Below are 10,901 nucleotides of genomic sequence, written 5' to 3'. Positions count from 1 at the left end.
CCTCAGATTTGGACGCCATCATAGCGCCCGATTGAGGTGTCCAAAATCATTAGGCCAGTTCAAGCCCGCTCCCACAGGGAGAGAGGCGTTGTCCATGCCTGTGGTGCAAGACCCGACTATTCCAGCCACGCCGCCAAACCCCAGGTTTCACAGCGATCAAAAAGGTGGGAGCGGGCTTGCTCGCGAAGGCGGTGGATCAGCCCGCATATTCGTTGACTGACACACCGTATTCGCGGGCAAGCCCGCTCCCACAGGGGGGAGAGGCGTCGCTCATGCTTACCGTGCAAGGCCCGACTATTCCAGCCACGCCGCCAAACCCCCGGCTTCACCTTTTAGTCTTGTGTTTAGTTGACGATCACCGTGCAGGTGATGCCTGCCGCCAGCAGCACGCCCTCCGGCACTTGATCGATGTGAATCCGCACCGGCACGCGCTGGGCCAGGCGCACCCAGTTGAACGTCGGGTTCACGTCAGCGATCAACTCGCGGCTCTCGGGGTTGTCACGGTCGTAGATGCCACGCGAGATGCTTTCCACGTGGCCCTTCAAGGTCTCGCCGCTCATCAGTTGCATGTCGGCTTTATCGCCGACTTTCACATGCGGCAATTTGGTTTCCTCAAAGAAGCCATAGACCCAGAACGAGTTCATATCGACCACGGCCATCTTGGCTTCGCCGATGCGCGCGTAGTCGCCACGGTGCACGTTGAGGTTGGTGACGTAGCCGTCCACCGCCGCTACCACTTGCGTGCGCTTGAGGTTGAGTTCGGCGGCTTCCAGCTGCGCCAGCGCGTGCTGGTAATCGGCGAGGGCCGAGTCGGCGATGTTGCTGGCGTCGTCGCGGTTTTCCTTGGAGATCACCAGGGCATCGAGGTCGGCGCGACGGTGGGCATTGACCTTGCGCATCTCCCAGGTGGCTTTGCGCGAGGCAACCAGGGACTGCGCCTGCTTGACCGCGATGCGGTAGTGCTCGGGGTCGATCTGCATCAGCAGGTCGCCCTTCTTGACCAACTGGTTGTCACGCACCGGCACGTCAACCACCTCGCCCGTCACGTCGGCGGCGACGTTGATGATGTCGGCGCGCACCCGACCATCGCGGGTCCACGGGGTTTCCATGTAATGCACCCACAGCGTGCGGCCAATCCAGATTGCCAAAGCCAGTACCAGCAAAGTCGCGAGCAGGCTGAAAAACTTTTTCATCGGGGCATTCTCAACGGTAGACGGTCAGCGCCAATGCGCCGAACAAGCAAACGAACAGGCTCAGGCGCAGCAACGCCGGGTGCCAGAAAAAACGGTACAGGTCGTACCCGGCCAGGAAGCGGTCCAGCGCCCAGGCCAGCCCTGCGGCAATCAAAAACATCAAGGTCATGGTCGGCATGTAGAGGCCGTGGAACGCGATTTCACGGGGCATGCGGGGCTCCTTTGAGGGCCGCCAGTGGCGATTGCGGGTCGAGCAGCGAAGTGCGGATAAAGTGCAGGTAGCTCTTCACCCGGCGCAGGGCCGACGTATCGAAGTGCGGGGCGAAGGGTTCGTCGGTGGCCTGCACGCGGCTGATCGCGTGGTCGACGGCGATCAGACCGCGCTCCAGGTTGCTCGCGCTGGGCTGCAGGAACAGCCGCACCAGCGAGCGGCCCATCACGCGGATCGCCTGGCGCCACGGCTGGGACTCGGCATAGGCCGGGTGCACCGGCAGGATCGCCTGTTCCTTGCGCAGCTCGATGATCGCGTGGCCGACCTCCAGCACCACGAACATCCAGCGCAACAGGTCGCGTTGCACTTGCGGCTGGCCGACGGCGAGGCCGTAGGCCTGGTGCAGCAGGTCACGGGTGCGGCTTTCAAAACTCGAGGCCAGGCCCTTGAGCTTGCCGCTGATCGCGTACACCACTTGCTCACGCAGGTCCTGCTCCAGGCGGCGCCACAGCCAGCGGCTGTTGGGCGGCAGGATGATCGCCCCCGCCGCCGCGCACACCAGCATGCCGATGACCATCGCGATGTAGTCGTTGATAAAGGTGTAGGGGTTGTAGACCGTGAGGTTATCCGGCACCGAACCGGTGCTGAAGAAGATCAACAGGCCCACACCGACCCCGGCGTATTGCGGGCGTGAGGCGAGAAACGCACCGAAGATGATGACCGGGGCGAGCATCACGCACAGCAGCGGGAAGCCGTCGATCCAGGGGAACACGAAGAACATTTCGACAAAGCCCACCAACGCGCCGATCAAGGTGCCGCAGGCCATCTGGAACGCCATGCGCTTGGGGTTCGGCGTGGCGGCGGACAAACCGACGGTGGCCGCCGCGATCAGGGTCATGGTCGCGCCGCTGGGCCACGCGGTCGCCACCCAGTAGCTGCCCAGCACGATCAGGATGAATGAGGCGCGAATCCCCGAAGCGGCGCAGGCCAGCCAGTTGGTCTTGGGGATGAAGGTTTCGTCCCACTGCTCGCGCGCATGGCTGTGATCGGCCAGGGAGGCGTGGGTTTGCGCATAGTTGTGCAGGTCGTCGACGAAGCGGTACAGCAGCTCGTAGGCGGTGTGGAAATCCAGCTGCTCGGCTTCGCTCGGGTTGCCCTCCTGGAACGCCGCGCGCAAGCTGCGCACCGTGGAGGGCAAGCCGTCCTTGTAGGCACTCAGTTGATTGACCAGGCGTGCTGCATCGGGGCTGGTGAGGGCGCGGCCGGAAAAGCCGTCGAGCAGTTCGGCCAGGTCCTGCAGGCCGGGCTTGATCGCCGCCACCACGTGATCGGCCGCGTCGGTGCGCAGGCGTTCGAGCAACTGGTGCAACGCATTGAAGCGCGTGGTGATGCTCATGAACTCGCTGTTGAGGCGACTGAGGCGACCGTTGCGCCGACGCATGTGCGGGTCTTCAAACACGGTGATGCTGCGCAGCCCTTCCAGGCCCACGGCTTCGGCGATAAAGCGCACGTTGCTGGCCTCGAACCCTTCGCGCTGGCTGCGACCCCGCAAGCCATCGGTGACAAACAGCGCGAACACGCCAAAGCGCTGGTACAGGGCGTTGCGCATCGCGGCGCTGCTGGTTTGCGGCAGGATCGCGGCGCTGACCAGCGTCGAGCACAGAATCCCCAGGGAGATTTCCAGCACGCGCCACACCGCCGCCATGAAGGCGCCGTCGGGGTGCGCCAGCGCCGGCAAACCAACCATCGCCGCGGTGTAGCCGGCCAGCACAAACCCATAGGCGCGAAAGTTACGGTTGCGGGTCGCACCGGCGGTGCAAATGCCGACCCAGATCGCCAGCGCGCCAAGAAACAACTCGGTGTTCTGCGCAAACAAGGCAATCAACAGCACCATCACCGCCGAGCCCGCCAGGGTGCCGAGGAAGCGGTAAAAGCTCTTGGCGAACACCTGGCCGCTCTGCGGCTGCATCACGATGAACACGGTGATCATCGCCGTGCGCGGTTGCGGCAGTTCCAGGCGCATGGCCAGCCATAACGTCAGGAACGCGGCGATCAGCACCTTGAAGATATACACCCAGGTCACGCCATCACTGCGTGCCCAGTCGAAAAAGCCACGGCGCCACTCAAGGGCATGCAGCCAGCGCAGCGGTGCAGGCAAGGGAGTCATTCAATCCTACTCAGTGATCAAACACGGCGAGTGCCGCCGGGGTCTTGCTCGGGAGGGTCTTGGCGTCGTCGGGCACATCGTTGCCGGCACCGAGGCCGCCGCCCAGGGCTGTCACCAGTTCGGCGTGCGCGCTCAGGCGGGCGGCCTGCACCTGTTGCTCGACCTGCTGCTGACGGAACAGCAGGGTCTGGGCATTCAGCACATTGAGGTAATCGGTGAGCCCGCGCTGGTAGGCGATCATCGCGATGTCGTAGGTTTTCTGCGCCGAGGCCACCGACTGCGCGGCGAAGCCCGCTTGCTTGTCCATGGACTCGCGGCGGATCAACTGGTCACTGATGCCCTTGAGCGCGGTGACCAGGGTCTGGTTGTACTTCGCCACGGCGATGTCGTAACCGGCGCTGGCCTCGCCCAACTCGCCACGCAAACGGCCGCCGTCGAAGATCGGCAAGGTGATCGCCGGGCCGACGTTGTAGTTGAACTTCTTGCCGGCCAGGAACTCCAGCATGCCGCCGCCGGTGGCCATGTAGCCAAGGCTGCCGACCAGGTCGACGTTGGGGTAGAAGCCGGCATGCGCCACATCAATGCCACGCGCCTGCGCCGCGACCTGCCAGCGGCTGGCGACCACGTCCGGGCGCTGGCCGAGCAGTTGTGCAGGCAAGGAAGACGGCAGTTTCAGCGGCGCGGCCAGGGACAAGGTCGGGCGCTGCAATTGCGCGCCCGCGCCCGGCCCCTTGCCGGCCAATGCCGCCAACTGGTTGCGGCTCAGGGCGATTTCCTCGTCCAGGGCGTCCAATTGGCGATGGGTTTCCGGCAACGGGGTTTCGGCCTGGCTCACGTCGAAGTGCGTGCCGATCCCGGCGTTCAGGCGTTTGTTGGCCAGGTCGAGGATCTGCTGTTGCTGGGCCAGGGTCGCCGCGACGATATCGCGGTTGGCGTAATGCAACGACAGCTGGATATAGGCGCGCACCACGTTGTTCTGCAATTCGAGCTGGGCCTGGCGGGCTTCGGCAGCGCTCATGTGCGCCAGGTCGACGGCACGCTCGGAGGCATTGCTTTCACGGCCCCACAGGTCGAGCGCGTAGCTCAGGCCCAGGGACGAGTTGTTGTCCCAGGTGGTCTCGCCACTCAACTCGCCCGGGCCATAGAACTGATCCTTCGGCCAATTGTGGCGCTTGAGGGTGGTGTCACTGTTGATCTGCAGCGACTCGGCCGACTCGGCAATCCCGGCCATGGCCCGCGCCTCGCGCACTCGCGCGGCGGCGATGGCCATACTCGGGCTGTTGTGAGTGGCGAGTGCCACCCAGCGGTTGAGTTGCGGGTCGCCAAAGGCCTGCCACCATTGCGCGGTGGGCCAGTGGGCGTCCTGGGCGGCCTGCTGGATCGCCTCGTCGGTGGCCAGGTGATTGGCGTCGAGCGCCTGGCCCTGTGGGGCGATTCCTCCGGTTCCGATGCAGCCGCTGATTGCTAACGATAAGGCCCAAACACTGAGAGTCTTCAGCTCTCTGCTGATGCGACGCGGCACTGCTGCGAATTCCTGAGGTGGTGATGCGGGGAGAGGTGGCGCAATTCTAGGGGGCGGCATGGGGAACGATAAGCGGGTATTCCTGTGAATCTTTGTTACCGTTCAGGCGATAATCCGCGCCGGCTCAAGGCAAGTTGGGATGTTTATCCCGACCCCAGGCTATTCCCCTACAGCGTGCCGAAGTGCCCACCAGCAGAATGACGAGCATCCCACCCTTCTGGAGTGCCCGAATGTTTTCAGCCCCCAGCACGCGCGTCCGCATAGCGCCGACACCCGCACTCGCACCCGCTGACGCCCTGCGTAGGCAACTGCACCTCTCGCCCGAGCCTTTGCAGCCGGGCATGTTCCCTTTGCAACGGGACGTGCGCTGGATCGCCGACCTGGTCCTGGACAAGCTGGTCCCGCTCGCGGGCTATCATCGCGATCAAGCGCAGATAGAAGCGCTTCACCACAAATTGTCCAGCAGCCCGTCGAGGCTGGAGGTGTCGGTAGAGGAGTTACCGGACTACTACGCGTTTTTCAAAAAGGCCGAGCAGGTGCTTGGCCAACATCGCTCCAGCCAGCGGCCGGACGTCGAAGCCGACTATGCCTTGTGTCGCGCGCTGAAATGGCAGTTTCGCGCGGCGGTCAGCAATGACCGACACCTGCACCTGACGCAGAAGTTGTTGCCGGCGCTTGCCTATGTGCGCAACGGCGGCGAGCGCAGCAACCACCGTCATATCGGCTACAACTTTGTGTTGGACCCCGCGCTGCAGAACCGGGCCGGGCCACAGCTGGCAGCCGACTCGCGCCTGGCAATCACCGCTGACCAACGCGTCAAAAGCACGCGCGCCCTCAGCCTGCAGGCCCATCTGAAGTCATCGATCGCAAACCAGTTCCAGACCCACAGCCAGCTCGGCGTAGGCTATGTATCGTCTCGCGAATACGCAAACCTGGAAGCGTACGCCGATGCCCGCAGCCATTCGGTGCGCACCTCCCTGAGCGAGAGCATCCGGCGAACCGTTCAAAACCTGCCCAGCTTGGTGCGTGATAGCCATAACCTGCAGAAACACCTCGCCTGCTCAGCACTGAGCCAACCCTATGTCCGGGATACCCTGGCCAGCGCCGGCCTTGTCGACGTTGAGTTGCCCAGCATGAGAAGCACCTCCCAGCCGGTTATCACCGAAAGAGGCCTCCTCCTGAATGCGCGAAACAAGGTCACGGTGGATGTCTTCAGCGCCCTGAAGCTCAATACCACGATAAAGCCAACCCTGCAGCGTACCCGGCGCAAGATCACCCTGGATATCCTGAGCCTGCACGAAACAGCGCCTGAGATGGCACGGCTGCGCCTGGCCTCGTCCAAGCACTACAACGACGACCCTGCGGCGTTGTTGAATGCCATGCAAGGCCACATCGCCGACACCAGCCAACACTTCACCCGGCAGGCCTGCACACCCGTGCCGGCGTCCGCGTTGAACGCTGCCCGGCACGCCCGCCACAAACAGGTCCAATCCCTGCTGGAGCGCTATGTGCTGCTCAAGACCCACTCGCGCCTGACTCCGCAGCAGGATGCTGAGATACGCAGCCTGATCCAGCGCAACCCGGCACTGCTTCGCCCCGACGAATTAAAAGTCCACACGCTGACAGCCGAGACCCGAATAGTGAGCTTCAGCGCCGCAGTAACGGCCTCGGCGCAGGCCGGGGCAGGCAAAGGGGTGGCGATTGAAGCCAGCCACCGCAAGCTTGATGACCCGCACCTGAGCGGTGATTACCTGACAATCGACATCGCCCCGATAGATTCGCGGCAGGTCGTGAAGAAAACCTTGCTTCGTGTACTGGGCGCGATTGGCGAGCAAACGTTCGACTGGGAAAACCTGGTCCGCTCGATCAGCGAATCGGTGCTCGATCCCGCCAGGCCGTCGTCCACTCAAGTACTGGTGAAAATAAAGCACGGCCAACCGGTGCTGCTGCATACCCGCCATACGCTGAATAAGAGCCGTGACCTGAAGCTCCCGGCGCCGGTCGAGCAGTTCTTCGGCGTAGCGGCACAGTCGCTGCGTACCCGGCAAACCCTGCACAAAGAACAGCTGGGCAGCGACTCGCTGGATCATCTGCTGCCCATCGCCCGTCGCTACCTGGAAACCCCTGATCAGCAGCCGGGCTGGGACGCTTACGTCGCGCGACACGCCGACGACTTTAACGCGTTGTTCGATACCCTTGGCCGACAGGCGCACGGTACGCCGCTGACCGCCGAGATTGACGCGCTCAAACGCCTCAGCCCGGCACTCAGCCGCGCCGCCGAAACCCTGGTACAACACGCGCACACCGCCCTTGAAGCGCCTACCGACGAAAACCACGCCAGCACGCAGGAGGCCTTCAATCACTTGCTGCGCGAGTATCTGCCGCACTACCAGGCCAAAGTCAGTGAGGCCTGGACCTTGTCCTGATCCTTCGTCACCGTGCTCCAGGGAGAGCAGCGCCCAGCGGATACACACCTGTGCGCAACTTCATGTCACAATTTGGCATCTCCCTTGAGAACACTCCATGGACACTTTGCAAAACATGCGCGCCTTCAGTTGCGTGGCCGAAGCCGGCAGCTTCACCGCCGCCGCCGTGCAACTGGACACCACCACCGCCAACGTTTCGCGCGCGGTCTCCAACCTTGAGGCCCATCTGCAAACCCGCTTGCTCAACCGCACCACCCGCCGCATCGCGCTGACCGAAGCCGGCAAACGCTATTTGCTGCGCTGCGAGCAGATCCTCGCCTACGTCGAGGAAGCCGAGGCCGAAGCCAGCGACGCCCACGCGCGCCCCGCCGGGCAGTTGAAAGTGCACACCATGACCGGCATCGGCCAGCACTTCGTGATTGATGCGATTGCCCGCTACCGCCGCACCCACCCGGACGTGACCTTCGACCTGACCCTGGCCAACCGCGTGCCGGACCTGCTCGACGAGGGCTACGACGTGTCCATCGTGCTGGCCAGCGAGCTGCCGGATTCGGGCTTCGTCTCGCAACGCCTGGGCATCACCTACAGCATCGCCTGCGCCTCGCCCGATTACGTCAAGGCCAAGGGCTGCGCGCAACGGCCCCAGGATTTGCTCAATCACGCCTGCCTGCGCCTGGTCAGCCCGGTGATCCAGCTGGATAAATGGACCTTCAACGGCCCCGAAGGCCAGGAGAGCGTGGCGATCAACACCTCGCCCTTCCTGGTGAACTCGGCCGATGCGATGAAAACCGCGATCACCAGCGGCATGGGCGTCGGGCTGTTGCCGGTGTACGCGGCCATCGAAGGCCTGCGCAACGGCACACTGGTGCGGGTCATGCCCAACTACCGCTCCCAGGAGCTGAACCTGTACGCCATCTACCCGTCGCGCCAATACCTGGACGCGAAGATCAAGACCTGGGTCGAATACCTGCGCGGCTCGCTGCCGGAGATCCTGGCGGCGCACCAGGCGGAGCTGGTGGCGTATGAATTGAGCGGGAGTCTGAGTGGCGCACGCCTGACGAACTGATTTCCACCTGTCGATCTAAATCAAAGGTGGGAGCGGGCTTGCTCGCGAATACGATAGTCCAGCCACAGATGTAGTGGCTGACACTGCGCATTCGCGAGCAAGCCCGCTCCCACATTGGTTTGGCGGTGTCCTGACAATCACCCGCAAGAATGTTAGCTTGCTTGGCATTCTTCCGTAGTCGATGAGCCCGCCTGCAATGAAAAAGACTGTCCTCGCCTTCAGCCGTGTCACCCCGCAAATGATCGAACGCCTGCAACAGGATTTCGAGGTGATCGCGCCCAACCCCAAGCTGGGCGACATCAACGCTCAATTCAATGAAGCCCTGCCCCACGCCCACGGCCTGATCGGCGTAGGCCGCAAGCTGGGACGCGAGCAATTGCAGGGCGCGAGCAAGCTGGAGGTGGTGTCCAGCGTCTCGGTGGGCTACGACAACTACGACGTGCCGTACTTCAACGAGCGCGGGATCATGCTTACCAACACCCCTGACGTACTCACCGAAAGCACCGCCGACCTGGCCTTCGCCCTGCTGATGAGCAGCGCGCGCCGGGTCGCCGAGCTGGACGCCTGGACCAAGGCCGGCGAGTGGAAAGCCAGTGTCGGCGCGCCGTTGTTCGGCTGCGACGTGCATGGCAAGACCCTGGGCATCGTCGGCATGGGCAACATCGGCGCGGCCGTGGCCCGTCGCGGGCACTTGGGCTTCAACATGCCGATCCTGTACAGCGGCAACAGCCGCAAGCCGGCGCTGGAGCAGGCACTGGGCGCGCAATTTCGCAGCCTGGACGAGCTGCTGGCCGAGGCGGACTTCGTGTGCCTGGTGGTGCCATTGAGCGACAAGACCCGCCACCTGATCAGCACCCGTGAGCTGGGGCTGATGAAATCCAGCGCGATCCTGATCAATATTTCCCGTGGCCCGGTGGTCGACGAACCGGCGCTGATCGAGGCCCTGCAAACCCAGCGCATCCGCGGCGCCGGGCTAGATGTGTACGAGCAGGAGCCGCTGGCCGCGTCGCCGCTGTTCCAACTGAGCAACGCCGTGACCCTGCCGCACATCGGCTCGGCCACCCATGAAACCCGCGAAGCCATGGCCAACCGCGCCCTCGACAACCTGCGCAGCGCCCTGCTCGGCCAGCGTCCCCAGGACCTGGTGAACCCGCAGGTCTGGAAAGGCTGACTCATCCCCCCGGTGAAATGGGGACTTGTGTAGGAGCCAGCATGTGTAAGAGCTGGCTTGTGTGGGAGCTGGCTTGCCTGCGATAGCTGCGCCTCGGTCTTTCTGCGGAACTGGGGGTGATGCTATCGCAGGCAAGCCAGCTCCTACAGACCCATCCCGACACAAAATCCGGTTAAAGCCTGGCCTCCCCAAGTCGATAACTCTCTATAGATCGTCATCCCTGATCCACAGAAGGTTTTTATGTCCACCACCAAAGCCCGCGCAGACTCTCTCTCGCTTCTGCTCTTTACCTTGCGCAGCGGCAAGCTGATGGCGATCAACCTGCTGAAAGTCAGTGAAATCATCCCCTGCCCGCCGCTGACCAAGCTGCCGGAGTCGCATCCCCACGTCAAAGGCATCGCCACCCTGCGCGGCAACTCGCTGGCGGTCATCGACCTGAGCCGTGCCCTGGGTGAAATGCCCCTGCAGGACCCGGACGGTGGCTGCCTGATCGTCACCGATGTAAGCCGATCCAAGCAGGGCCTGCATGTGCAGGCGGTGAGCAAGATCGTGCACTGCCTGACCACCGACATCCGTCCGCCGCCCTACGGCTCCGGCGGTAACCGCGCGTTCATCACCGGGGTCACCCAGGTCGAAGGCGGCCTCGTGCAGGTGCTGGACATCGAAAAAGTCATCCACGGCATCGCGCCGGCCCCGATTGAAGCGGCGCCCACCGACCTGACCATGGAAGAAGCCGAAGTACTCGGCAACGCGCGCATCCTGGTGGTCGACGACAGCCAGGTGGCCCTGCAGCAATCCGTACACACCCTGCGCAACCTCGGCCTCACCTGCCACACCGCGCGCAGTGCCAAGGAAGCCATCGATGTGCTGCTGGAGCTGCAAGGCACGGTCGAGCAGATCAACGTGGTGGTGTCCGACATCGAGATGTCGGAAATGGACGGCTATGCCCTCACCCGCACCCTGCGCGAAACCCCGGATTTCAAAGACCTCTATGTGCTGCTGCACACCTCGCTCGACAGCGCGATGAACAGCGAAAAAGCGCGCCTGGCCGGTGCCGACGCGGTACTGACCAAATTTTCGTCGCCCGAGCTGACCAAGTGCCTGGTGGTGGCGGCCCAGAGCGTGGCGCAAAAAGGCCTGTAACG

General features: G+C 63.5%; 8 protein-coding genes. 4 read left to right on the top strand and 4 right to left on the bottom strand.

The genetic code is table 11. The annotated features are described in order from the left end of the window. Positions 1–344 precede the first annotated feature (344 nt). Genes AC07OJ_RS24230 through AC07OJ_RS24215 form a run of 4 tightly spaced genes read right to left on the bottom strand, consistent with a single transcriptional unit; the run spans position 345 to position 5,093 of the window. Positions 345–1,193 carry an efflux RND transporter periplasmic adaptor subunit gene (locus AC07OJ_RS24230; RefSeq protein WP_495095330.1) on the bottom strand — a complete coding sequence of 283 codons (849 nt, stop codon included), beginning with the start codon at positions 1,191–1,193 and terminating at the stop codon, positions 345–347. Between the two features lie 10 nt (positions 1,194–1,203). Then, positions 1,204–1,404 carry a DUF1656 domain-containing protein gene (locus AC07OJ_RS24225; RefSeq protein WP_065900886.1) on the bottom strand — a complete coding sequence of 67 codons (201 nt, stop codon included), beginning with the start codon at positions 1,402–1,404 and terminating at the stop codon, positions 1,204–1,206. Beyond that, positions 1,394–3,571: an FUSC family protein gene (locus AC07OJ_RS24220; RefSeq protein WP_495095329.1), complete on the bottom strand. Its 2,178-nt coding sequence runs from the start codon at positions 3,569–3,571 to the stop codon at positions 1,394–1,396. The genes AC07OJ_RS24225 and AC07OJ_RS24220 overlap by 11 nt, the downstream gene beginning before the upstream one ends. A gap of 10 nt (positions 3,572–3,581) precedes the next feature. Beyond that, on the bottom strand, positions 3,582–5,093 hold the full coding sequence (locus AC07OJ_RS24215) for an efflux transporter outer membrane subunit (RefSeq protein WP_065900879.1): 1,512 nt from the start codon (positions 5,091–5,093) through the stop codon (positions 3,582–3,584). A gap of 341 nt (positions 5,094–5,434) precedes the next feature. On the opposite strand from AC07OJ_RS24215, the gene AC07OJ_RS24210 reads away from it, so the two are divergent. The 4 genes from AC07OJ_RS24210 to AC07OJ_RS24195 all read left to right on the top strand — a co-directional run bounded on the left by AC07OJ_RS24210 (position 5,435) and on the right by AC07OJ_RS24195 (position 10,899). Further along, positions 5,435–7,519, top strand: a complete 2,085-nt coding sequence (locus AC07OJ_RS24210; protein WP_495095328.1) for a hypothetical protein — start codon at positions 5,435–5,437, stop codon at positions 7,517–7,519. Between the two features lie 97 nt (positions 7,520–7,616). Continuing rightward, a complete protein-coding gene (locus AC07OJ_RS24205) occupies positions 7,617–8,585 on the top strand; it encodes a LysR family transcriptional regulator (protein ID WP_065900869.1) in 969 nt (322 codons plus the stop codon). A 196-nt stretch (positions 8,586–8,781) separates the two neighbouring features. Beyond that, positions 8,782–9,756: a 2-hydroxyacid dehydrogenase gene (locus AC07OJ_RS24200; protein ID WP_106805116.1), complete on the top strand. Its 975-nt coding sequence runs from the start codon at positions 8,782–8,784 to the stop codon at positions 9,754–9,756. Positions 9,757–9,996: 240 nt separating this feature from the next. Next, entirely contained in the window at positions 9,997–10,899 is a 903-nt protein-coding gene (locus AC07OJ_RS24195) for a chemotaxis protein CheV (protein WP_495095327.1), read from the top strand. The last annotated feature ends 2 nt before the right edge of the window (positions 10,900–10,901 follow it).

The sequence above is a fragment of the Pseudomonas sp. GW821-FHT09C08 genome, assembly GCF_059418125.1.
This window is presented reverse-complemented; position numbering and strand designations above follow the sequence as displayed.

Bases quoted from the DNA above. Each gene is read 5' to 3' on its own strand.
- AC07OJ_RS24230 (WP_495095330.1), bottom strand. From the start codon at position 1,193: ATGAAAAAGTTTTTCAGCCTGCTCGCGACTTTGCTGGTACTGGCTTTG.
- AC07OJ_RS24225 (WP_065900886.1), bottom strand. From the start codon at position 1,404: ATGCCCCGTGAAATCGCGTTCCACGGCCTCTACATGCCGACCATGACC.
- AC07OJ_RS24210 (WP_495095328.1), top strand. From the start codon at position 5,435: ATGTTCCCTTTGCAACGGGACGTGCGCTGGATCGCCGACCTGGTCCTG.
- AC07OJ_RS24195 (WP_495095327.1), top strand. From the start codon at position 9,997: ATGTCCACCACCAAAGCCCGCGCAGACTCTCTCTCGCTTCTGCTCTTT.
- AC07OJ_RS24205 (WP_065900869.1), top strand. From the start codon at position 7,617: ATGGACACTTTGCAAAACATGCGCGCCTTCAGTTGCGTGGCCGAAGCC.
- AC07OJ_RS24200 (WP_106805116.1), top strand. From the start codon at position 8,782: ATGAAAAAGACTGTCCTCGCCTTCAGCCGTGTCACCCCGCAAATGATC.
- AC07OJ_RS24220 (WP_495095329.1), bottom strand. From the start codon at position 3,571: ATGACTCCCTTGCCTGCACCGCTGCGCTGGCTGCATGCCCTTGAGTGG.